This window comes from Pseudomonas flexibilis, from assembly GCF_000802425.1.
Classification (GTDB): domain Bacteria; phylum Pseudomonadota; class Gammaproteobacteria; order Pseudomonadales; family Pseudomonadaceae; genus Serpens; species Serpens flexibilis.
In genome coordinates, this window is sequence record NZ_JRUD01000021.1 from 31343 (window position 1) to 52404 (window position 21062).

Annotated in this window: 22 protein-coding genes and 1 tRNA gene; 9 read left to right on the forward strand and 14 right to left on the reverse strand. The window is 64.6% G+C overall.

Features of this window, described 5'->3' with window-relative positions; translation table 11 throughout:
• The first annotated feature begins 34 nt into the window (after positions 1-34).
• Together clpS and clpA are read left to right on the forward strand one after the other, a co-directional pair.
• Positions 35-397 carry an ATP-dependent Clp protease adapter ClpS gene (gene clpS, locus SF06_RS13860; RefSeq protein ID WP_027590913.1) on the forward strand — a complete coding sequence of 121 codons (363 nt, stop codon included), beginning with the start codon at positions 35-37 and terminating at the stop codon, positions 395-397.
• A gap of 25 nt (positions 398-422) precedes the next feature.
• Positions 423-2690, forward strand: coding sequence for an ATP-dependent Clp protease ATP-binding subunit ClpA (clpA, locus tag SF06_RS13865; protein WP_039562129.1), 2268 nt, complete (start codon positions 423-425; stop codon positions 2688-2690).
• A gap of 105 nt (positions 2691-2795) precedes the next feature.
• Here the strand turns inward: clpA and infA are convergent, their stop codons facing one another.
• From infA to trxB, 4 genes are all read right to left on the reverse strand, one after another.
• Positions 2796-3014 (reverse strand): translation initiation factor IF-1, encoded by a 219-nt coding sequence (infA, locus tag SF06_RS13870; RefSeq protein WP_027591103.1) that lies wholly within the window; start codon positions 3012-3014, stop codon positions 2796-2798.
• Between the two features lie 97 nt (positions 3015-3111).
• Positions 3112-3819: an arginyltransferase gene (locus SF06_RS13875; protein ID WP_027591102.1), complete on the reverse strand. Its 708-nt coding sequence runs from the start codon at positions 3817-3819 to the stop codon at positions 3112-3114.
• A gap of 55 nt (positions 3820-3874) precedes the next feature.
• Positions 3875-4555, reverse strand: a complete 681-nt coding sequence (gene aat / locus SF06_RS13880; RefSeq protein WP_027591101.1) for a leucyl/phenylalanyl-tRNA--protein transferase — start codon at positions 4553-4555, stop codon at positions 3875-3877.
• A 36-nt stretch (positions 4556-4591) separates the two neighbouring features.
• Positions 4592-5542: a thioredoxin-disulfide reductase gene (gene trxB, locus SF06_RS13885; RefSeq protein ID WP_027591100.1), complete on the reverse strand. Its 951-nt coding sequence runs from the start codon at positions 5540-5542 to the stop codon at positions 4592-4594.
• Positions 5543-5835: 293 nt separating this feature from the next.
• On the opposite strand from trxB, the gene SF06_RS13890 reads away from it, so the two are divergent.
• The 6 genes from SF06_RS13890 (at position 5836) to cysG (ending at position 13371) form a co-directional block, all read left to right on the forward strand.
• Positions 5836-8190, forward strand: coding sequence for a DNA translocase FtsK (locus SF06_RS13890; RefSeq protein ID WP_052199829.1), 2355 nt, complete (start codon positions 5836-5838; stop codon positions 8188-8190).
• A gap of 14 nt (positions 8191-8204) precedes the next feature.
• Positions 8205-8828, forward strand: a complete 624-nt coding sequence (gene lolA / locus SF06_RS13895) for an outer membrane lipoprotein periplasmic chaperone LolA (protein WP_027591098.1) — start codon at positions 8205-8207, stop codon at positions 8826-8828.
• A 21-nt stretch (positions 8829-8849) separates the two neighbouring features.
• Entirely contained in the window at positions 8850-10175 is a 1326-nt protein-coding gene (locus SF06_RS13900; RefSeq protein WP_039562132.1) for a replication-associated recombination protein A, read from the forward strand.
• A complete protein-coding gene (gene crcB / locus SF06_RS13905; protein WP_039562133.1) occupies positions 10172-10546 on the forward strand; it encodes a fluoride efflux transporter CrcB in 375 nt (124 codons plus the stop codon). The genes SF06_RS13900 and crcB overlap by 4 nt, the downstream gene beginning before the upstream one ends.
• A gap of 15 nt (positions 10547-10561) precedes the next feature.
• Complete coding sequence (gene serS / locus SF06_RS13910; RefSeq protein ID WP_039562136.1) at positions 10562-11842, forward strand: serine--tRNA ligase; 1281 nt, start codon at positions 10562-10564, stop codon at positions 11840-11842.
• 140 nt (positions 11843-11982) lie between these two features.
• Positions 11983-13371 carry a siroheme synthase CysG gene (gene cysG, locus SF06_RS13915; protein WP_039562137.1) on the forward strand — a complete coding sequence of 463 codons (1389 nt, stop codon included), beginning with the start codon at positions 11983-11985 and terminating at the stop codon, positions 13369-13371.
• Positions 13372-13416: 45 nt separating this feature from the next.
• On the opposite strand, the gene SF06_RS13920 is transcribed toward cysG, so the two are convergent.
• From SF06_RS13920 to SF06_RS13950, 7 genes are all read right to left on the reverse strand, one after another.
• On the reverse strand, positions 13417-14424 hold the full coding sequence (locus SF06_RS13920; RefSeq protein ID WP_039562139.1) for a glutathione S-transferase family protein: 1008 nt from the start codon (positions 14422-14424) through the stop codon (positions 13417-13419).
• Between the two features lie 81 nt (positions 14425-14505).
• Positions 14506-15489, reverse strand: a complete 984-nt coding sequence (locus tag SF06_RS13925; protein ID WP_039562141.1) for a glycosyl transferase family protein — start codon at positions 15487-15489, stop codon at positions 14506-14508.
• Entirely contained in the window at positions 15486-15821 is a 336-nt protein-coding gene (locus SF06_RS13930; RefSeq protein WP_027591091.1) for a TusE/DsrC/DsvC family sulfur relay protein, read from the reverse strand. The genes SF06_RS13925 and SF06_RS13930 overlap by 4 nt, the downstream gene beginning before the upstream one ends.
• The gene (gene tusB / locus SF06_RS13935) at positions 15818-16114 is read right to left on the reverse strand and encodes a sulfurtransferase complex subunit TusB (protein ID WP_027591090.1); all 297 of its coding nucleotides are present in this window, start codon (positions 16112-16114) and stop codon (positions 15818-15820) included. The genes SF06_RS13930 and tusB overlap by 4 nt, the downstream gene beginning before the upstream one ends.
• Positions 16114-16473, reverse strand: a complete 360-nt coding sequence (tusC, locus tag SF06_RS13940) for a sulfurtransferase complex subunit TusC (protein WP_039562144.1) — start codon at positions 16471-16473, stop codon at positions 16114-16116. The genes tusB and tusC overlap by 1 nt, the downstream gene beginning before the upstream one ends.
• On the reverse strand, positions 16473-16865 hold the full coding sequence (tusD, locus tag SF06_RS13945) for a sulfurtransferase complex subunit TusD (RefSeq protein ID WP_039562146.1): 393 nt from the start codon (positions 16863-16865) through the stop codon (positions 16473-16475). The genes tusC and tusD overlap by 1 nt, the downstream gene beginning before the upstream one ends.
• 98 nt (positions 16866-16963) lie before the next feature.
• Positions 16964-17632, reverse strand: a complete 669-nt coding sequence (locus SF06_RS13950) for a Bax inhibitor-1/YccA family protein (protein ID WP_039562147.1) — start codon at positions 17630-17632, stop codon at positions 16964-16966.
• 137 nt (positions 17633-17769) lie between these two features.
• Between SF06_RS13950 and SF06_RS13955 the strand changes: the two genes are divergently transcribed.
• Positions 17770-17857, forward strand: a tRNA-Ser gene (locus SF06_RS13955).
• Between the two features lie 445 nt (positions 17858-18302).
• Here SF06_RS13955 and SF06_RS13960 read toward each other — a convergent pair.
• The 3 genes from SF06_RS13960 to SF06_RS13970 form a co-directional block, all read right to left on the reverse strand.
• Positions 18303-19082, reverse strand: coding sequence for a PFL_4669 family integrating conjugative element protein (locus SF06_RS13960; RefSeq protein WP_052199825.1), 780 nt, complete (start codon positions 19080-19082; stop codon positions 18303-18305).
• Positions 19083-19237: 155 nt separating this feature from the next.
• Complete coding sequence (locus SF06_RS13965; protein WP_039562149.1) at positions 19238-20500, reverse strand: STY4528 family pathogenicity island replication protein; 1263 nt, start codon at positions 20498-20500, stop codon at positions 19238-19240.
• Positions 20497-21054 (reverse strand): DUF2857 domain-containing protein, encoded by a 558-nt coding sequence (locus SF06_RS13970; protein WP_039562150.1) that lies wholly within the window; start codon positions 21052-21054, stop codon positions 20497-20499. Before SF06_RS13970 ends, SF06_RS13965 begins: the two co-directional genes overlap by 4 nt.
• Positions 21055-21062: the final 8 nt, after the last annotated feature.

The following is a 21062-nucleotide window of genomic DNA, read 5'->3' on the forward strand; positions in this document are numbered from 1 at the left end:
ATCACCTGTCAGCTTTTTGATCCCCTTTCCGAGCATGCAAGCAGATCAGCAGATTCGACTAACATTCAATCAGGACCGTCCCGATTGGCATGAAGATGACGATTCCGGCCTGCTCGTCGGAGAGGCCAGGCCGGCACTGCAGACGCCGCCTCTGTACAAGGTCGTCATGTATAACGACGACTACACCCCGATGGATTTCGTGGTGGAGGTATTGGAGCGGTTCTTCGCGCTGAATCGGGAACAGGCAACAAGAATCATGCTGACCGTGCACACCGAGGGCCGGGCTGTCTGCGGATTGTTCACTCGCGATATCGCCGAGACGAAGGCCGAGCAAGTCAACGAATACGCCCGTACATGCCAGCATCCGCTACTCTGTGAGATCGAGAAGGACGGCTGAATCCGGCCGCGTGGGGAGGTAAGCCATGTTGAACCGAGAGCTCGAAGTCACCCTCAATCTGGCGTTCAAAGAGGCGCGGGCCAAACGTCACGAGTTCATGACTGTCGAACACCTGCTGCTTGCCTTGCTGGATAACGAGGCGGCAGCCAGTGTGCTGCGTGCTTGTGGGGCCGACCTGGACAAGCTGCGTCATGACCTCCGGGAGTTCATCGATTCGACCACGCCGCTGATTCCGCCGCATGACGAGGAGCGGGAAACCCAGCCGACGCTGGGCTTCCAGCGCGTTCTGCAACGCGCCGTCTTCCATGTGCAGAGCTCCGGCAAGCGGGAAGTGACCGGTGCCAACGTGCTGGTCGCGATCTTCAGCGAGCAGGAGAGCCAGGCAGTCTTCCTGCTCAAGCAGCAGACCGTGGCGCGCATCGATGTGGTCAACTACATCGCCCATGGCATCTCGCGTGTGCCTGGCCAGGCCGACCACGCGGATAACGAGGACATGCAGGACGAGGAGGGCGGTGAGTCCAGCAGTGCTGGTCATCCCCTGGATGCCTATGCCACCAATCTCAACGAGCTGGCGCGCCAGGGGCGCATCGATCCGTTGGTCGGCCGCGAGCCGGAGGTGGAGCGTGTCGCGCAGATCCTGGCGCGGCGTCGCAAGAACAATCCCCTGCTGGTGGGCGAGGCGGGGGTCGGCAAGACGGCGATCGCCGAAGGTCTGGCCAAGCGTATCGTTGATCGCCAGGTGCCCGATCTGCTGGCCGATAGCGTCGTCTATTCCCTGGATCTGGGCGCGCTGCTCGCCGGGACCAAGTACCGTGGCGATTTCGAAAAGCGCTTCAAGGCACTGCTCAACGAATTGCGCAAGCGGCCGCACGCCATCCTGTTCATCGACGAGATCCACACCATCATCGGTGCCGGCGCGGCCTCGGGCGGGGTGATGGATGCTTCCAATCTGCTCAAGCCGTTGCTGTCGTCCGGCGAGATCCGCTGCATCGGCTCCACGACCTTCCAGGAATTCCGCGGCATCTTTGAGAAGGACCGGGCACTGGCGCGGCGCTTCCAGAAGGTGGATGTCACCGAGCCCTCGGTCGAAGACACCATCGGTATCCTGCGCGGACTCAAGGGCCGCTTCGAAAGCCACCACGAGATCGAGTATACCGACGAAGCGCTACGCGCCGCCGCCGAGCTGGCTGCCCGTTACATCAATGATCGGCACATGCCAGACAAGGCCATCGACGTGATCGACGAAGCGGGCGCCTATCAGCGCCTGCAGCCGGCCGACCGCCGAGTGAAATGCGTCGATGTCGCGCAGGTCGAGGACATCGTTGCCAAGATTGCGCGCATTCCGCCCAAGCATGTTTCCAGCTCCGACAAGGAGCTGCTGCGCAACCTGGAGCGTGACCTCAAGCTCACCGTGTTCGGCCAGGACGAGGCCATCGACTCGCTGGCCACGGCCATCAAACTGTCCCGCGCAGGGCTCAAGGCGCCGGACAAGCCAGTCGGTTCGTTCCTGTTCGCCGGTCCCACCGGCGTGGGCAAGACCGAGGTGGCGCGTCAGCTGGCGCGTTCGCTGGGCGTCGAGTTGGTGCGCTTCGACATGTCCGAATACATGGAGCGGCATACCGTGTCCCGCCTGATCGGCGCACCGCCCGGCTATGTGGGTTTCGACCAGGGCGGGCTGCTCACCGAGGCCATCACCAAGCAGCCGCATTGCGTGCTGCTGCTGGACGAAATCGAGAAGGCGCATCCGGAAGTCTTCAACCTGCTGCTGCAGGTCATGGACCACGGCACCCTGACCGACAACAACGGACGCAAGGCGGATTTCCGCAACGTCATCCTGATCATGACCACCAACGCTGGCGCCGAGACCGCTTCGCGTGCCTCCATCGGTTTCACGATGCAGGATCACTCCACGGATGCCATGGAAGTGATCAAGAAGACCTTCTCGCCCGAGTTCCGCAACCGCCTGGACACCATCATCCAGTTCGGCCGGCTCAGTCACGAGGTCATCAAGAGCATCGTCGACAAGTTCCTCACCGAACTGCAGGCCCAGCTCGAGGACAAGCGTGTGCAGCTGGATGTCAGCAACGCCGCGCGGGGCTGGCTGGCCGAGCGCGGCTACGACGTACAGATGGGCGCTCGGCCCATGGCGCGGCTCATCCAGGACAAGATCAAGCGGCCGCTGGCCGAGGAGATCCTGTTTGGCGAGCTGGCCGAGCATGGCGGTGTGGTGCACATCGATGTGGCGGGTGATGAGCTGGTCTTCGAATACGAGACCAGCGCCGAGGTCGCCTGATCACCAGTGGCAAAAAAGCCCGGGTCATGCCCGGGCTTTTTTTGCCACGAAAATGGCGCACAAACAAAAACGCCCGGCAGGGCCGGGCGTTCGGGCAACTCGGTTTCAGCGGGCGCGGTAGGTGATGCGGCCCTTGCTGAGGTCGTAAGGCGTCAGTTCGACGCGCACCTTGTCGCCGGTCAGGATGCGGATGTAGTTCTTGCGCATCTTTCCGGAGATGTGCGCGGTTACGACATGCCCATTCTCCAACTCCACACGGAACATGGTGTTGGGGAGGGTGTCGACGACAGTGCCTTCCATTTCCAAGCTGTCTTCTTTCGACATGCAGTATTGCCCTCGGTATTCATGAAAGCCGGGTCGCCTATGGACCCTGGCAAAAGCGGCGTGCATTGTGCCCGAAAATGCCCCGCCACGCCAAGTCTCAGGTCAGGCTGACCCAGCGCTGGTTGACCAGCAGCTCGATGGGGCGGTACTCCGTCTTGTAATTCATCTTCCGGCAATTCTTGATCCAGTAGCCCAGATAGACATCGGAAAGTTCCAGGCGTGCGGCTTCGTTGATCTGCCAGAGGATGGCGTAGCGGCCCAGGCTGCGATGTTCCTCTTCCGGCGCGTAGAAGGTGTACACAGCGGAAAGGCCGTTAGGCAGCACATCGGTGACCGCCACAGCCATCAGGTAACCGTCCTTGCGGAACTCGAAGAAGCGGGCAAAGGCCAGGTTGCGTACCAGGAAGGTCTGGAACTGCTCGCGGCTGGGCGGGTACATGTCGCCGTCGGCATGCCGCTGCTCTATATAGCGGGCGTACAGCGCATAGAGCTCCTCGCTGAAGTGCGGCGGCCGTGATGTAACCTGCAGGTCAGCGTTGCGCTTGAGGATGCGGCGCTGCTGTCGATTGGGGTGGAAGCGGGTGACCGGGATGCGCGCAGGGATGCAGGCGTTGCAATGCTGGCAGTGGGGGCGATACAGGTGATCACCGCTGCGCCGAAAGCCCATTTCCGAGAGCTCGGCGTACATGTGCGCATCCATGGGCTGGCTGGGGTCGAGAAAGAGCGTGGTGGCCTGCTCTCCCGGCAGGTAGCTGCAAGGATGGGGCTGGGTGGCATAGAACTTCAGGCGAGCCAGCTCGGTCATGGGTCGCTTACCTCAATGGATTGAGGGGGAGTGTAAGTCAGCCGGTCTGGAACGCCTAGGCGCGCCAGCTGGCTGAACTGGGCTGGTCCAGATGGCGGTGCAGGTAGGTGGCGAATTCGGCACGTGGAATGGAGCGGGCGCCAAGGCTTTCCAGGTGGCGCGTTGGCATCTGGCAGTCAATTAGGACGAAGCCCCAGTCCTGCAGGTGTCGCACCAGCGTGACGAAGCCGACCTTGGAAGCGTTGGTGGTCCGGCTGAACATGGACTCACCGAAGAACAGCTGCCCCATCGCCAGACCGTACAGGCCGCCAACGAGTTGGTCCGCTTGCCATACTTCGACCGAATGGGCGATGCCGAGTTCGTGCAGCTGCCGGTAGGCTTGTTGCATCGGGTGGGTGATCCAGGTGCCATCGCTGTTGCGACGTGGCCCGGCGCAGGCATCGATCACCTCGGCGAAGGCCTGGTCGAAGGTGACACGAAACACCTGCTGGCGCAGGCACTTGGCAAGGCTGCGCGAGACGTGCAGCTCCTCGGGGAACAGAACGGTGCGCGGATCGGGCGACCACCAGAGCGGCGGCTGGCCGTCCTGGAACCAGGGAAAGCAGCCGTGGCGGTAGGCCCGGATGAGCCGTTCGGGGCGCAGGTCGCCGCCCGCCGCGAGCAGCCCATTGGGTTCTCGCAGCGCCTGTTCGAGGGGAGGGAAGTCGAGAGTATCTCGATCCAGCCAGGCAAGCATGGGCGGAGGAGGGCGGCCGAACGGCCGCCCGCTCAATCAGAGACTGTCGAGATACTTTTCGGCGTCCAGCGCGGCCATGCAGCCGGCGCCCGCCGAGGTGATCGCCTGGCGATAGACGTGGTCGGCCACGTCGCCGGCGGCGAATACGCCCGGGATATTGGTGGCCGTGGCGTTGCCCTCGATGCCGCCGTTGATCACCAGGTAGCCGTCGCGCATGTTCAGCTGGCCGCTGAACAGGTCGGTGTTCGGCTTGTGACCGATGGCAATGAATACGCCTGCCAGATCCAGGGTCTTCTCGATGCCACTCTGGGTGTCCTTCAGGCGTACGCCGGTAACGCCACTGTTGTCACCCAGCACTTCTTCCAGGGTGTGGTTCCAGTGCAGGCGGATGTTGCCGGTGGCAGCGCGTTCAAGGATCTTGTCCTGCAGGATCTTCTCGGAGCGCAGCTTGTCGCGGCGGTGGATCAGGTGCACTTCCTTGGCGATGTTGGCCAGGTAGAGCGCTTCCTCGACCGCCGTGTTGCCGCCGCCAACCACTGCCACCACCTGGTTGCGATAGAAGAAACCGTCGCAGGTGGCGCAGGCGGATACGCCCTTGCCGGAGAATGCTTCCTCGGAAGGCAGGCCCAGATATTGAGCCGAGGCGCCGGTGGCTATGATCAGAGCATCGCAGCTGTAGGTGCCGCTATCACCCTTGAGAATAAAGGGACGCTGCTGCAACTCGGCGGTGTGGATGTGGTCGTAGACGATCTCGGTGTCAAAGCGCTCGGCATGCTTCTGCATGCGCTCCATCAACGCGGGACCGGTCAGGCCTTCGACATCGCCCGGCCAGTTGTCGACCTCGGTGGTGGTGGTCAGTTGGCCACCGGGCTGGATGCCGGTAATGACCAGTGGCTTGAGGTTGGCGCGCGCGGCATACACGGCGGCGGTATAGCCGGCTGGGCCGGAGCCCAGAATGATCAGCCGCGAATGCTTGACTTCATTCATAAAAAAACCTCATAAGCCTTTGTTCGATAAAGAGTGCGTGGTCCAATTCAGGCCGGCCCGAAAAAACTGCCGGTAATCCTACACCGAAGGTTGCGAACGCGGGAACGCGCTCCGCTCTATCATGGCGATAGCTTGCGTGGCGACAGGCGTGCAAAGCCGTAGAATGCGACCTGATCCACGCCCGCCCCAGATGCAGGAAACGCGTTTTGAAGAAAACTTCCACCCGCAGTGTTGAGACTCCCGAATGGCGCCGGCAGTTGCCGGTGCGCCTGAAGGAGGGCGCCCTGATTGCCATGGGCGCGCTCTGCCTCTACCTGATCATGGCCCTGCTGACGTACGAACGCACCGATCCGGGTCTGTTCCGCAGCGGGCGGGTCGATCAGGTGCAGAACGCCGCCGGACGGGCCGGTGCCTGGTTCGCCGATTTGCTGTTTGGTGGGGTTGGCTATTTCGCCTATCTGTTTCCCGTGCTGCTGGCGCTCAAGTGCTGGCGCATGTTCCAGCTGCGCCATGCATCCTGGCATGTGAGTGGCTGGCTGATTTCCTGGCGGGCTATCGGCCTGGTCTTCCTGGTGCTTTCCGGGGCGGCGCTGGCGCATCTGCATTTTGAACCGGCGGCCTGGCTGCCGGCCTCTGCGGGCGGCGCCCTGGGGGAAAGCCTCGGCTACCTGGCCGAGCAGACCCTGAACGTGCAGGGCAGCACCCTGATGTTCCTGGCCCTGTTCCTCTTCGGCCTGACGGTATTCACCGATCTCTCCTGGTTCCGCGTCATGGACCTGCTGGGCAAGATCGTCCTGGACCTTGGCGAGCTGATCCAGAGCGCCATCGCCAACTGGTGGACGACGCGCCAGGCTACGCGCGCCGCCCAACCGGTGGTATCACGGAGGGTCGAGGAGCCGGTGCTGGGCGACGTTGTCGAGCCGCCCTTGCTGGAGGACGCCGAGGAGCTCAAGCGTGCGCGTCAGCGGCTGCTGGCTCGCGAGAAGAAGCCGGTGGCGGCACCCGAGCCCCGGGCAGCACAGCCGCCGGTCGTAGAACCTGTGCCGCGCAAAGCGCCAGTGATCAGTGAGCTGCCGCCTCCGCCGCGGCTGGATGACCCGGTTTTCGCGACACCCAAGCTCAAACCCGCCGCGGTTCCCGCCAATGCGCTGGAAGGCACCCTGCCGCCGCTGTCCATCCTCGATGCGGTGGAAAAGAAGGCCAGCGGCTATTCGGAAGAAGCGCTGCAAGCCATGTCGCGGCTGCTGGAGCTCAAGCTCAAGGAGTTCGGTGTAGAGGTGACGGTCGAGAACGTCTACCCCGGCCCGGTGATCACCCGTTTCGAGATCCAGCCGGCGCCCGGCATCAAGGTCAGCCGCATTTCCAACCTGGCCAAGGACCTGGCGCGCTCCCTGGCGATCATCAGCGTGCGCGTGGTGGAAGTCATCCCCGGCAAGACCACCGTGGGCATCGAGATTCCCAACGAAGACCGGCAGATCGTGCACTTCTCCGAGGTGCTCTCCGCGCCGGAGTACGAAAGCGCCAAGTCGCCGGTCACTCTGGCGCTGGGGCATGACATCGGCGGCCGCCCGGTGTTTGCCGACCTGGCCAAGATGCCGCACCTGCTGGTGGCCGGCACCACGGGTTCGGGCAAGTCGGTGGGCGTCAACGCCATGATCCTGTCGATCCTGTTCAAGTCCACGCCCGAAGACGCGCGGCTGATCATGATCGACCCCAAGATGCTGGAGCTGTCCATCTACGAAGGCATTCCGCACCTGCTGTGCCCGGTGGTCACCGACATGAAGGAGGCCGCCAACGCGCTGCGCTGGAGCGTCGCCGAGATGGAACGGCGCTACAAGCTGATGGCCGCCATGGGTGTGCGCAACCTGGCCGGCTTCAACCGCAAGATCAAGGAGGCCGAGGAAGCCGGCACGCCGCTCACCGACCCGCTGTACAAGCGGCAGAACTTCGAGGACGAGCCGCCGCTGCTGAAGAAGCTGCCGACCATCGTGGTGGTGGTCGACGAATTCGCCGACATGATGATGATCGTCGGCAAGAAGGTGGAAGAGCTGATCGCGCGCATCGCCCAGAAGGCCCGCGCCGCTGGCATCCATCTGATCCTGGCCACCCAGCGTCCTTCGGTGGACGTGATCACCGGTCTGATCAAGGCCAACATTCCGACGCGCATGGCGTTCCAGGTGTCCAGCAAGATCGACTCGCGCACTATCCTCGACCAGGGCGGTGCCGAACAGCTGCTCGGCCACGGCGACATGCTGTTCCTGCCGCCGGGCACCGGGCTGCCGATGCGCGTGCATGGCGCCTTCGTGTCCGATGACGAGGTGCACCGGGTCGTCGAGGCCTGGAAGCAGCGCGGCGCCCCCGACTATATCGAGGACATCCTGTCCGGTGCTGACGAAGGCGGCGCCGGCAGCTTCGAGGGGGGCGGCGAAGGCGGCGAGGGCAGCGAGGAAGATCCGCTCTACGACGAGGCGGTGCGCTTCGTCACCGAAAGCCGGCGCGCCTCCATTTCCGCCGTGCAGCGCAAGCTGAAGATCGGCTACAACCGCGCCGCGCGCATGATCGAGGCCATGGAAATGGCCGGGGTCGTGACGCCCATGAACACCAACGGCTCGCGCGAAGTGATTGCGCCGGCGCCGATCCGCGACTGACTGCGAGGAATTCAATGAACCTGTTGCGCCTTCTGATACTGGCCGTTGGCCTTGCCGTCCTTCCCGCGCAGGCGGACAATGCCGCCGCGGTGAAGCGGCTGACTGACCTGCTCGGAAAATCCCAGACCCTGTCGGGGCGTTTCTCCCAGCTGACCCTGGATGCCTCCGGCACCAACCTGCAGGAATCCACCGGCGAGATGGCGCTCAAGCGCCCCGGCCAGTTCCGCTGGCATACCGATCCGCCGCTGGAACAGCTGCTGGTCTCCGACGGCAAGCAGGTCTGGCTGTATGACCCGGACCTGGAGCAGGTGACCATCCAGAAGCTGGATCAGCGCCTGACCCATACCCCGGCGCTGCTGCTGTCCGGCGACGTGTCGCGGATCAGCGACAATTTCGAGGTCAGCTATCAGGAAACCAGTGGCGTGGCCGATTTCATCCTGCGGCCCAAGGCCAAGGACAGCCTGTTCGATAACCTGCGCCTGTCGTTTCGCAATGGCGTGATCAACGACATGCAACTGATCGACAGCGTCGGCCAGCGCACCAACATCCTGTTTTCCGGCGTGCGGATGAACCTGCCGCTGGAGCAGAAACTGTTCAGTTTCCAGCCTCCGCCGGGAACCGATGTGATTCACGATTAACCGAGGCATGCCAGCGTTTCCATGGACCTGTTCCAGCAAACCCCTCCCGCCCAGCCCCTGGCCGCTCGCCTGCGCGCGGCCAATCTGGACGAGTACGTTGGGCAGGAACACCTGCTGGCGCGCGGCAAGCCGCTGCGCGAGGCGCTGGAACAGGGCGCGCTGCACTCGATGATCTTCTGGGGCCCGCCCGGGGTCGGCAAGACCACCCTGGCGCGGCTGCTGGCGCAGGTTTCCGACGCGCACTTCGAGACGATTTCCGCCGTTCTGTCCGGCGTGAAGGAAATCCGTCAGGCCGTGGAAATCGCCCGGCAGCACGCCGCCCAGTCTGGCCGACGAACCATCCTGTTCGTCGATGAAGTGCACCGCTTCAACAAGAGTCAGCAGGACGCCTTTCTGCCCTATGTGGAAGACGGCACGCTGATCTTCATCGGCGCCACCACCGAAAATCCGTCCTTCGAGCTGAACAACGCGCTGCTGTCCCGCGCCCGCGTCTATGTGCTGAAAAGCCTCGACGAGGCGGCGCTGCGCAAGCTGGTGCAGCGCGCCCTGAGCGAAGAGAAGGGCCTGGGCGCCCGCCGGCTCAGCCTGCCCGAGGAAAGCCTACAGATCCTGCTGGCCGCCGCCGACGGCGATGGGCGCCGCCTGCTCAACCTGCTGGAGAACGCTTCCGACCTGGTCGAGGACGGCGAGGCCATCAGCCCTGAAGCCCTGCAGAACCTGCTCGGCGACACCCGGCGGCGCTTCGACAAGGGTGGCGAAGCCTTTTACGACCAGATATCCGCGCTGCACAAATCGGTGCGCGGCTCCAACCCGGACGCCGCCCTGTACTGGTTCGCCCGCATGCTCGATGGCGGCTGCGACCCGCTGTACATCGCCCGGCGCGTGGTGCGCATGGCCAGCGAGGAAGTCGGCAATGCCGACCCGCGCGCGCTGACCCTGTGCCTGAATGCCTGGGATGTGCAGGAACGCCTCGGCAGCCCGGAAGGCGAACTGGCCGTGGCCCAGGCGATCGTCTATCTGGCCTGCGCGCCGAAGAGCAACGCCGTGTACACCGCCTACAACGCGGCGCGCCGCGACGTGGAGGCGTCCGGCTCGCTGGAAGTGCCGCTGCACCTGCGCAATGCACCCACCAAGCTGATGAAGCAGTTGGGCTACGGCGACGAATACCGCTACGCCCACGACGAGCCGGACGCTTACGCCGCCGGCGAGGACTATTTCCCCGAAGCGCTCGAGCCGCGCCGTTACTACCAGCCGGTGCCGCGCGGCCTGGAGCTGAAGATCCGCGACAAGCTCGAGCACCTGGCCGCGCTGGATCGCAACAGCACCCGGCAGCGGAGGCGCCCATGATCAGTGTCGTGCTCGCTGTGGCGGGCGGTGGCGCGCTGGGCAGCCTGCTGCGGTTTGCCGCCGCCAACTGGGTGACCGCCCACTGGCCGCACCATTTTTTCCTGGCCACCCTGGCGGTAAACCTTGTCGGCTGCCTGCTGATCGGCTATCTCTTCGGCCTGTTCCTGCTGCGCCCGGAATTGCCGCTGGAGCTGCGTGCCGGCCTGATCGTCGGCTTCCTGGGCGGGCTGACCACCTTTTCCTCCTTTTCCCTGGATACCCTGCGCCTGCTGGAAAGCGGCCAGCTCGCGACCGCCCTCGGCTATGCCTTGGCCAGCGTGGTCATCAGCCTGCTGGCCACCTGGGCGGGCCTGGCTTTGAACAAACTCTGACAGACGAGAACAGACATGCTCGATTACAAACTGGTACGCACCCAGCTGCAGGACGTCGCCGCCCGCCTGGCGACCCGTGGCTACGACCTGGATGTGGCACGCATCGACGCGCTGGAAAGCCAGCGCAAGAGCGTCCAGGTGCGTACCGAGCAGCTGCAGGCCGAGCGCAACAGCCGCTCCAAGTCCATCGGCCAGGCCAAGGCCCGCGGCGAGGACATCGCGCCGCTGCTGGCCGAAGTCGACCGCATGGGTGGTGACCTGGATCAGGCCAAGCGCGAGCTGGACGCCATCCAGGCCGAGCTGGACGCGCTGATGCTGACCATCCCCAACCTGCCGCACGAATCCGTGCCGGTGGGCGGCGACGAGGAGCAGAACGTCGAGGTGTCGCGCTGGGGTACGCCGCTCACGTTCGATTTCGAGGTCAAGGACCACGTGGCCCTGGGCGAGCAGCACGGCTGGTTGGATTTCGAGACCGCCGCCAAGCTCTCCGGCGCCCGTTTCGCCCTGATGCGCGGGCCCATCGCGCGTCTGCACCGCGCCCTGGCGCAGTTCATGATCGACCTGCACACCCGCGAGCACGGCTACGAGGAGTGCTACACCCCGTATCTGGTGCAGGCACCGGCCCTGCAGGGCACCGGCCAGCTGCCCAAGTTCGAGGAAGACCTGTTCAAGATCAGCCGTGGCGAGCAGGCCGACCTGTACCTGATCCCCACCGCCGAGGTGTCGCTGACCAACGTTGTCTCCGGCGAAATCCTCGATGCTAAGCAACTGCCGCTGAAGCTCACCGCCCACACCCCGTGCTTCCGCAGCGAGGCGGGCGCCTCCGGTCGCGATACCCGCGGCATGATCCGCCAGCACCAGTTCGACAAGGTCGAGATGGTGCAGATCGTCGAGCCGTCGAAGTCCTTCGAGGCGCTGGAGGAACTCACCGGCCATGCCGAGCGCGTGCTGCAACTGCTTGAACTGCCGTATCGCAAGCTGGCGCTGTGCACCGGCGACATGGGCTTCGGCGCCACCAAGACCTACGACCTGGAAGTCTGGATCCCCAGCCAGGACAAGTACCGCGAGATTTCCTCCTGCTCCAACTGCGGCGACTTCCAGGCCCGCCGCATGCAGGCGCGCTACCGCAACCCGGAAACCGGCAAGCCGGAGCTGGTGCACACCCTCAACGGTTCCGGCCTGGCAGTCGGTCGCACCCTGGTGGCCGTGCTGGAGAACTACCAGCAGGCCGATGGCACCATTCGGGTGCCGGCCGCACTGAAGCCGTACATGGGCGGCATCGAAGTGATCGGTTAAAGGGCACAGACAGGCCGGCGCAAGCCGGCCTGTCTCATTTGGGGGCAGTGGCACGGAAACTGCTCGACTTGATTTCCGACAAGCGCTGAACTTGCGCGCATGGGCTTTGATGAAGCCTGGCCCCAAAAGGTAAAGATTCCATGGATTTTCTTCCTCTATTCCACAACCTCAAGAACGCTCCGGTGCTGGTGATCGGTGGCGGCGAGGTGGCGTTACGCAAGATTCGCCTGCTGACCGATGCCGGCGCGGTGCCTCGGGTGGTCACCCACGAAGCGCTGGATGAGCTGGCGGCTCTGGTGGCCCGCCATGGCGGCGAGCTGCATCTGCGTGATTACCGAGAGGAGGATCTGAATGGGGTTCGTCTGGCAGTCGCTGCGACCGACGACGAACCGCTCAATGCCCGGATTTCCCGTGAAGCCCAGGCGCGGGGCATCCCGGTCAACGTGGTGGATGCACCGGAATTGTGCTCGGTGATCTTTCCGGCCATCGTCGATCGCTCGCCGCTGATGGTGGCGGTGTCCAGCGGTGGCGACGCGCCGGTGCTGGCGCGCTTGATCCGCGCCCGCATCGAGACCTGGATTCCCGCCGCCTACGGGCAGTTGGCCGGGCTGGCCAAGAAATTCCGTTCGCGGGTCAAGGCAGCGCTGCCGGATGTGCAACAGCGCCGGGTGTTCTGGGAAGAAGCCTTCCAGGGCCAGATCGCCGAGAGCCTGTTCGCCGGCAAACCGGCCGAGGCCGAGCGTCTGCTGGAGGAGAAGCTGGCGGGCAGTTCTGCCCGGTCGCTGGGTGAGGTATATCTGGTCGGCGCAGGTCCCGGCGATCCGGACCTGCTGACCTTCCGTGCCCTGCGCCTGATGCAGCAGGCCGATGTGGTGCTCTACGACCGCCTGGTGGCGCCGGCAATCATCGAACTGTGCCGCCGAGATGCCGAGCGCATCTACGTCGGCAAGCAGCGCGCCGAGCATGCGCTGCCCCAGGAACAGATCAATCGGCGCCTGGTGGAGCTGGCCAAGCAGGGTAAGCGCGTGCTGCGCCTGAAGGGCGGCGACCCGTTCATCTTCGGTCGGGGCGGCGAGGAGATCGAGGAGTTGGCCGCCGAGGGCATTCCCTTCCAGGTGGTGCCGGGCATTACCGCCGCCTCCGGTTGTTCCGCCTATGCGGGTATTCCGCTGACCCACCGTGACCATGCCCAGTCGGTGCGCTTTGTCACCGGTCACCTCAAGGATGGCAGCTGCGATCTGCCCTGGCGGGATCTGGTCGCGCCGGGGCAGACCCTGGTGTTCTACATGGGACTGGTCGGCCTGCCGGTGATCTGCGAACAGCTGATGCGCCACGGCCGTGGTGCCGATACCCCGATCGCGCTGGTGGAGCAGGGCACCACGGTCAACCAGCGGGTGATTACCGGCACCCTGGCCGATATGCCGCAGCGCGTCGCCGAGCAAGCCGTGCGGGCGCCAACCCTGGTGATCGTCGGTGAAGTGGTGCGCCTGCGCGACAAGCTGGCCTGGTTCGAAGGAGCGCAGCGCTAGACATCTAGCCGCCGGCTCGGTGGCCAAGGCTTTGCCTTGACCACCCTACGGTTGGCGGCGCTGCCAGATGCCCTTGCCCGGCAAACTATCGCGTCCATGTGGCGCGAACAGGTCCAGCGCCGGACCCTTGGGCACGATGCCGGTCGGGTTGATGGTCTGGTGACTGGCGTGGTAGTGGTGCTTGATGTGGGTGAAGTCCACGGTGGCTGCCACGCCCGGCCACTGGTACAGCTCACGCAGCCAGCCATGCAGGCTCGGATAGTCGAGGATGCGTTGCTGGTTGCACTTGAAGTGACCGTGGTAGACCGCGTCGAAGCGGATCAGGGTGGTGAACAGGCGCCAGTCTGCCTCGGTCAGGTACTCGCCGGCCAGGTAGCGCTGCCGGCTCAGGCGTTGTTCAAGCCAGTCCAGCTCGCTGAACAGGTCGTCGTAGGCTTCTTCGTAGGCGTCCTGGGTGGTCGCGAAGCCGGCCCGGTACACGCCGTTGTTCACCCGTGGGTAGATGCGCGCGTTGAGCGCGTCGATCTCGCCATGCAGGGGCTCGGGATACAGGTCGAGGGTCGAGCCGGTCAGGCCATCGAAGGCGCTGTTGAACATGCGCAGGATGTCCGCCGATTCGTTGCTGACGATGCGCTGCTGACGCTTGTCCCAGAGCATCGGTACCGTCACCCGGCCGGTGTAGTGCGGATCGTCCTGCCGGTAGCGCTGGTGGAGAAACTCCAGATCATCCAGGGCATCGCCGCTCGAGCCGGTCTGGGGGTCGAAGGTCCAGCCGTGCTCGCGCATCAGCCAGCTCACCACCGAAACCTGAATGATGTCCTCCAGCCCCTTGAGCGCCCGGGCGATCAGGGTGCGGTGCGCCCAGGGGCAGGCCAGGCTCACGTACAGGTGGTAGCGCCCGGCCTCGGCTGCGAAACCGCCGGCTCCCGTGGGGCCGGCGCTGCCGTCGGGAGTGATCCAGTGGCGGCGCTGCGCCTGTTCGCGCTCGAAACGGCCATCGCGGGCGGTGTCATACCACTGGTCATGCCAGTGGCCATCGATCAGAAGACCCATCGTCTATTCCCCTCTGTGTGCAGAGGAGTCTAGCGGCGCCAGGCTGATGGATGGGTGAGCTGTTCCGGTCGTTTCTATCGATCAGTTCGATCTGTTGCGCTCAGCCCAGTAGCGCTCGGCAAGGGCAAAGGCCTGCTCGCGCTCATGGCCCAGACCGTGCAACGCCAGGGCGATGGTCGCCTGCACCGCCAGCTCGCCATAGGCATCTGTCGCCTCGCCGCGCCAGACTGCCAGCAGCTCTACCGGGTCCAGCCGCTCGGGCTTCGTGTGCCGTTGCGCGGAGAGCGCCGGCCAGCTCTCGTCGCGGGTTTCGCCGGCGGCGGTCAGATAGAGCGTGGCAGGGCTGTCCGGATTGACCTCGATCTCGCCGCCTTCGCCCTTGATGACGATGGCGGTGTCGCCGAGCAATTGGCTGGCGCTGCGGTGAATCTCCTGATAGCCGGGATGGAAGATGCTCTGCAGCCCACATCGCGCGCCCAGCGGGTTGAGCAGGCGCGCCAGGGAATGAATCGGCGAGCGCAGGCCCAGCACGTTGCGCAAGCCGATCATGTGCTGCAGGCGCGGCATCCACGCGCCCAGCGGGATGAAGGCCAGGTTGTGCCGGTCGAGCGCGTCGCTGACCTGTTGCCAGTCCTGGCACTGTGGAATGCCCAGCAAGGCGAGGACATCCTCGGTATACAACCGTCCGGCGGTGTGGTCACCGGCGCCATGCACCAGGGTGCGTACGCCTTGGTCGGCCAGGCACTTGATGGCCAGCAGATACCAGGGCAAATGACGCTTCTTGCCGGCGTAGCTGGGCCAGTCGATATCCACCGCAATCGGCGGGGCGTCGAGGCGAGCACGCACCGCCTCGGTAAAACCGGCCATCTCCTCGGCGCTTTCCTCCTTGTGGCGCAGCAGCATCAGGAAGGCGCCCAGCTGCACCTCCTCGACCTGGCCGTCGAGCAGCATGCCCATGGCGTCGCGGGCCTCCTCGCGGGTCAGTCCCCGGGAGCCGCGCTGGCCCTTGCCGAGGATGCGCACGTACTGGGCAAAGGGATGTTCGAGCGAGGTATCGAGCGTCATATGCAGTTCGTCGGCTTTGGCAGGCCGGCCAGCTTGGCGGCCAGTTTGGCGGGAGTGCCCTTGAACAGGCGGTTGAGGTGCAGGCTGTTGCCCTTGTCCGGCCCCAGCTTCAGGGCTACGTACTTGATCAGCGGCCGGGTTGCCGGCGACAGCTGGAACTCGGCATAGAAAGCCTGCAGCAGGTGCAGGATTTCCCAGTGCTCTGCGGTCAGTTCCAGCCCTTCTCGCGCTGCCAGTGCCGCGGCGATGGCGTCGTTCCAGTCGTGACGGTCGGCCAGGTAGCCGTCCTTGTCCAAGGCGATGGTCTGCCCGTTGACCTGCAAGTCGCTCATAGCCAGCCGTTCACCTTGTCGTATTGCGCGCACAGCTCGACGAACGCCGGGTAGTCCACTGGAGTAACCCGTTCGGCTGCGCCAAGATTGCGGGCCTGCAGGTCTTCCTGCAGGGCATACAGACGAACCGTTGCGGGCAGGGTTTGCAACAGGGACCAGGCCTCGCTGCCGGTATGCAGCGCCTGGCAGGCATCGCCGCACAGCAGCAGGGCGTCGTCGGCACCCAGCAGGCGCAGGACACTGTCCAGCGGCTGGCGCCAGGGGGATTGGCTGAGCAGGTGCAAGGTAGTCATCAGAGAGTCATCACCAGATCGAAACGGGCCAGCAGCGCCGGCAGTTCAGCGCCGTGCAGCGGGGTCACCGGCAGGCTGAGCGTGGCATCGGTCAGGCCGCGACGTGCCAGGCTTGCCTGGCACACATACAGATCATCCACGCCGAACAGCGGCAGGGCCTGCAGGTTGGCGCTCAGGTCCTTCTGCTCCAGCGCGGTCGCCTGCTGACCGACTGGCAGCTGGAACACGCCGTCGTCCATGAACAGCAGGGCAATGGGCAGCTCGAACGCTCCACCGGCAAGGGCGATATCCAGTGCCTCGCGCGCGGCGGTGCCAGCCCAGGGTGACTGGCGGCAGATCAATAGGAGGGACTTGGCCATCAGTCGCCTCCGAAGCAGACCAGGCGGTCCGCCAGTTGCGCTGCTTCGTGCAGCTGGCCAAGCCCCGACAGCTCCCACGGCGCGCCGGTGCTGATCGCCTCGCGCTCGTAGCGGCGGGCTTCCTCGGCATTCAGTACGCCACGGCGTAGGGCGGCGGCGATGCACACCACGCTGTCCAACCGGTGCTCTGCCACGAATGCGCGCCATTGCGCCGCCATGTCCAGCTCGTCCTGCGGCGCGACCATTGCGCAAGAGGCGTTGTAGACACCGTCCCGGTAGAAGAACAGGCGGACGATCTCGTGTCCGCTGGCCAACACCGCCTCAGCGAAGCGCAGGGCCCGCCGCGACGCAGGCGCATGAGGTGGGGAGAAGAGGGCAATGGCAAATTTCATGGCTCGGATACCGCGACTACAGGCCGTCATCATACCCGCGACGGCACCGGAAACGAAAAGGCCCGCGCGAGGCGGGCCCTTTCATTAGAGGCAACCGATCAGTCGTCGCTGCCCATGATCCCGAAGATCTGCAGCAGGCTGATGAACAGGTTGTAGATCGACACATACAGGCTGATGGTGGCCATGATGTAGTTGCGTTCGCCACCGTGGATGATCTCGCTGGTCTGGTAGAGAATCACCGCCGAGGAGAACAGCACGAAACCGGCGCTGATCGCCAGCTGCAGGCCGCTGATCTGGAAGAACAGGCTGGCCAGCACAGCCGCCAGGAGCACGAAGAAGCCGGCAGTGATGAAACCACTCAGGAAGCTCATGTCCTTGCGGGTGGTCAGCACATAGGCGGACAGGCCGAAGAACACCAGGGCGGTCATGGCGAACGCGGAGCTGATCACCTCGGCGCCATTGGCCATGCCCAGGTAGTGGTTGAGAATCGGGCCCAGGGTGTAACCCATGAAGCCGGTGAGGGCGAAGGTGGACAGCAGGCCCCAGCCGGAGTTGCGCAGCTTGGCGGTGAGGAAGAACAGGCCGTAGAAGCCGATCAGCACCACGAAGATGTTCGGGTAGGGCAGACGCATCTGCTGGGAGACATAAGCGACGATGCCGCTGAACGCCAGGGTCAGTGCCAGCAGGCCGTAGGTGTTGCGCAGCACGCCGCTGACTTCGCGCTGTTCCACCTGCGCGTGATTCAGTGCGTAGTTACGTTCTTGCATGAGGCTCTCCTGTCGAGGAAGGCATTTGAGATGGCCGGATCATAGCAAAACCCCGTGGCAGAGGAACCCGCAGTGTTTGACAGTGTGTTGCGATCCGGTACTATTGCCGCCCGCGCCGGACGGCGCGGTTTCTTTTCGGAAGTGTGGCCGAGTGGTTTAAGGCAGCGGTCTTGAAAACCGCCGACGGGCAACCGTCCCAGAGTTCGAATCTCTGCGCTTCCGCCATACATATCGCTGAAAGCCCCGTGCTGCGGGGCTTTCGCGTTTCTGCAGGTTGGTAATTTTCTCCTGACCCACAACTTGACCCACACCATTGGTAATGGCTCAGCTCTACAGGCGACTAATGATGCAAAACCACGCCGCCAAGAAGCAGAGGCAAATTGGCGGGGTTGTCGATCTCGGCGATCCGATGCGCCGCGAGAAACGGTTGTGGGCCATGCCGGTAGGAGGATGTTGGGGTATTTCGGCGAACCGCGCACCTGATGGAGATGCAGATCAGGGCCGCAAGACCCTGCATTGTCGGACAGTATTTCCAGCCCCCATGGCCCGGGATGCGGAGCCTCCCGGGCCATGGGGGCTTTTCCGAAAAGCAACGATCCCATTGGTAGGATCGCCGCCTAGCGTGACGTGAGCAAATGAGAGTAGGGCTTGGCCTCCGACGTTGTGGTGGTCAATCCCGACTCTGTATCAAGCGAGGTACTGGCTGTGACGGGCACGCCACGATTCGCCGCAGGTTAGGTTGGGGTGGCATCTTGTCAGGAGGAAGACTGGTGATGAGGCTGGCACGCCGCTGAGAAACCGTCGGTGCGTACTGCGAGCGCTGCACTCCGCTGAGGATATCGTCTGGCAGTGGACCCAGGCGTGCGCGGATGGCCTGCGCCTCGGCATGGTTGGCCCGAAAGTCCTCGCGGCACAATCCCGATGGCTTGCAGCGCTGCGCCAGGTCGAACAGGCTGCGTAGCTGGTGGCCTCCACTGTCCAGAATGGTCGCCATCTCCCGCTGACCCATCAGCGCGGTGTGGTGGGCCAGCAGGGCGCGACGAGCCAGCATGTCGTAGTCGGTCAGCAGGTAAACGCCGAGAAAACCCAGCGGGCTGCCGATGTACAGCGGCAGGACGACCGGGTGCTGGTTGAGATTGTCGCCCACCTCGACCTGTTCGGGCCTGTCCTGGTGGATGCGCTCCAGGTGCTGGATCAGCTCGCCTATGCGGGCCTTAGCGCTCGCCAGTTTCGCTTCCAGCTGGCACATGGCCCAGTCGGCATAAGGGTCGTCGGCGGCCGCTGCCTGCCTGAGCTGATTGGTGATCTGGATGTACCCGGCCATGCCGAGGATCGGCCGTGCCCCGAGGCGCGCCGTGCGGCCACGCCAGATCAGTGCCGCATGAAAGGTGTGCAGGGTCAGGCTGATGTTGCTGCGCAAAGCGCCCAGTTCGATCTGAAACGAGTCCACGGTGAGGTCCCCGCGTCGGCGTAGTTGGCCTGATGATGCGCAATGCCGTTGGCCAATACAGCCAGAAAACTGAATGTCGACCGCTCGGTTATTTCGCTTCCGGGTCCGGTGGTTTATGCCAGTGGCATAACCGGCAGCGAGCCGGGCGACAGGGATTATTCCGCGGGCGGAACGGATCCGGTGTCGCGTCTGCATCGGCTGTGCTGACGCAGTTCATCCAGGCAGACCTGCACCTGTGCGGATACCGGGTCGCCAGGTTGGCGTTTGGGCTGCGCCGGGCGTTCGGGCGGTGGCGGTTGGCTGGGCGGTTTGGCTGGCAACGCGCTTTCGGGCGCTCCGGCGGCGGCCCAAGGCTTGAACTCGCCATGCCGGGCGCGCTGGATCAGCGCGGTCAGGTAGGCCGCGGGCTCGCGGATACCACCGGCCCGGCAGCGGGCCGCGGCCTCGTCCAGCACGGCCTGACGCTGCGCCGGTGGGAGGCTGAGCAGGGCCTGGCTGACCTGCCGCCGTGCGCTGCGGGTGAGCTTCAGAGCGTTCAGTCCATCGTGGCATGAGCCAAGCGCTGAATCCTCCTGCGCGCGCGGTACTGTACAGGTATCAATGCTTGTATCTGTACGTACTGTACTCGGCGAGTTCGGATTCCGAACCGGTTGGTAAGTCATTGATTTCAGGCTTGATTCGGATTCCGAACCGGGCGCTGAGTGATTCCGAACCCGGGCAGGCGCGATTCCGAACCGGGCGAAATCACCGGGTTCGGAGTCGTGCGGTGGCATGACGGTGCGTAGTCCTGGGCGTTGGTCGGCCCGGTGCGGCCGGTGTGCGCGGGGGGTGGGTATCTGCGTGGGGCCAACGGCGGGGTCATGCTTCAGTTCGTCGAGAACCCGCTCCGCCACCTGGCGCACGGCCTTGGCCGCGTGCACCAGGCTGTCTTGGATCAGTTGGCAATAGTGTGGGTCGATCGCCAGGGCCTGGGCCGGGCTCAGCGGTTCGTCGTACAGCACGTACAGCGCTTTCTGCAACTGCCCGGTGTGGGCGTCGCGTCCCCGGGAGACCCGGCTGAGCCAGCGCGTCAGGCGCAGCAGGGACAGCACGCGTGCGACGGTTTCCCGCGAGGCGCGCGTGCCGCCGGGAACGGTGGACAGATAATGCTGCAGATCGCCGTAGTGGGGTTGTGCCGCTGCGGATTCGTGGCTCAGAAGGCGAATGACCAGCCAGGCATTGCGCTCCAGAGGGGTCAGACGCCTGTCGAGCAGCAGCGCGCGCGGCACGCGGTCATGGCACGCGCCGCTGTAACGGAAAGGGCTGCGCCCTTCGTCCTGAATCTCGATGGCGTCGCCCGGGGCGGATCGGTGCGGCTGCTCGGCGACCGGCAGGCGGGTGGCCTGCTGAATGATCCGCTTCCAGCGCGCTGCGCTCATTGGCGTTCGCCATGCAGAGCCACTTGCTGCCAGACGTGCGCCACGCTGATCTGCTGCTCTTCGGCCAGCAACAGCATGGCTTCAAACTGCTCGGTGGGATCCCGGCTGTGCTCCTTGGGACGCAACTGCAGCCACCTGCGCCAGAGGGCGTGTTGCTGGGCCTCGCTGAGCTGCTGGGGGCGTCCCTTGCGGACCGGGACGTTCAGCAGCCGCCTGCGCAGTGCGGTTTCCGAGTACAGCAGGCCGAAACACTCGTACATGATGGAGCTGCTGGCGCCGAGGCGGATCGCCCGGTTGATCAGCATCTCGAGCTGCTCGTCCCGTTCGCCTTGCACAATGATGCGCCGGAACGTCTGGAGATCGATGCGCACCTGCACCCAGGGCACCGGTGCGTGCGCCAGGCTCGCCAGAATGCCGTAGGGCAGGGTGCGCAGCAGCTCCAGATCCTCCTCGCCCAGGCCCAGTGCCTTGCAGCGCTCCCGGTTGCCGGCCCGCAGGTCATGCAGAATCTGCAGCAGCATGGCGTTGTTGAGACTGTGGAAGGAGAGACTCATCGGGTACT

Coding starts and splice junctions, on each gene's coding strand:
- clpS (WP_027590913.1), top strand. CDS start 35: ATGCAAGCAGATCAGCAGATTCGACTAACATTCAATCAGGACCGTCCC.
- clpA (WP_039562129.1), top strand. CDS start 423: ATGTTGAACCGAGAGCTCGAAGTCACCCTCAATCTGGCGTTCAAAGAG.
- infA (WP_027591103.1), bottom strand. CDS start 3,014: ATGTCGAAAGAAGACAGCTTGGAAATGGAAGGCACTGTCGTCGACACC.
- SF06_RS13875 (WP_027591102.1), bottom strand. CDS start 3,819: ATGACCGAGCTGGCTCGCCTGAAGTTCTATGCCACCCAGCCCCATCCT.
- aat (WP_027591101.1), bottom strand. CDS start 4,555: ATGCTTGCCTGGCTGGATCGAGATACTCTCGACTTCCCTCCCCTCGAA.
- trxB (WP_027591100.1), bottom strand. CDS start 5,542: ATGAATGAAGTCAAGCATTCGCGGCTGATCATTCTGGGCTCCGGCCCA.
- SF06_RS13890 (WP_052199829.1), top strand. CDS start 5,836: ATGGGCGCGCTCTGCCTCTACCTGATCATGGCCCTGCTGACGTACGAA.
- lolA (WP_027591098.1), top strand. CDS start 8,205: ATGAACCTGTTGCGCCTTCTGATACTGGCCGTTGGCCTTGCCGTCCTT.
- SF06_RS13900 (WP_039562132.1), top strand. CDS start 8,850: ATGGACCTGTTCCAGCAAACCCCTCCCGCCCAGCCCCTGGCCGCTCGC.
- crcB (WP_039562133.1), top strand. CDS start 10,172: ATGATCAGTGTCGTGCTCGCTGTGGCGGGCGGTGGCGCGCTGGGCAGC.
- serS (WP_039562136.1), top strand. CDS start 10,562: ATGCTCGATTACAAACTGGTACGCACCCAGCTGCAGGACGTCGCCGCC.
- cysG (WP_039562137.1), top strand. CDS start 11,983: ATGGATTTTCTTCCTCTATTCCACAACCTCAAGAACGCTCCGGTGCTG.
- SF06_RS13920 (WP_039562139.1), bottom strand. CDS start 14,424: ATGGGTCTTCTGATCGATGGCCACTGGCATGACCAGTGGTATGACACC.
- SF06_RS13925 (WP_039562141.1), bottom strand. CDS start 15,489: ATGACGCTCGATACCTCGCTCGAACATCCCTTTGCCCAGTACGTGCGC.
- SF06_RS13930 (WP_027591091.1), bottom strand. CDS start 15,821: ATGAGCGACTTGCAGGTCAACGGGCAGACCATCGCCTTGGACAAGGAC.
- tusB (WP_027591090.1), bottom strand. CDS start 16,114: ATGACTACCTTGCACCTGCTCAGCCAATCCCCCTGGCGCCAGCCGCTG.
- tusC (WP_039562144.1), bottom strand. CDS start 16,473: ATGGCCAAGTCCCTCCTATTGATCTGCCGCCAGTCACCCTGGGCTGGC.
- tusD (WP_039562146.1), bottom strand. CDS start 16,865: ATGAAATTTGCCATTGCCCTCTTCTCCCCACCTCATGCGCCTGCGTCG.
- SF06_RS13950 (WP_039562147.1), bottom strand. CDS start 17,632: ATGCAAGAACGTAACTACGCACTGAATCACGCGCAGGTGGAACAGCGC.
- SF06_RS13965 (WP_039562149.1), bottom strand. CDS start 20,500: ATGAGCGCAGCGCGCTGGAAGCGGATCATTCAGCAGGCCACCCGCCTG.
- SF06_RS13970 (WP_039562150.1), bottom strand. CDS start 21,054: ATGAGTCTCTCCTTCCACAGTCTCAACAACGCCATGCTGCTGCAGATT.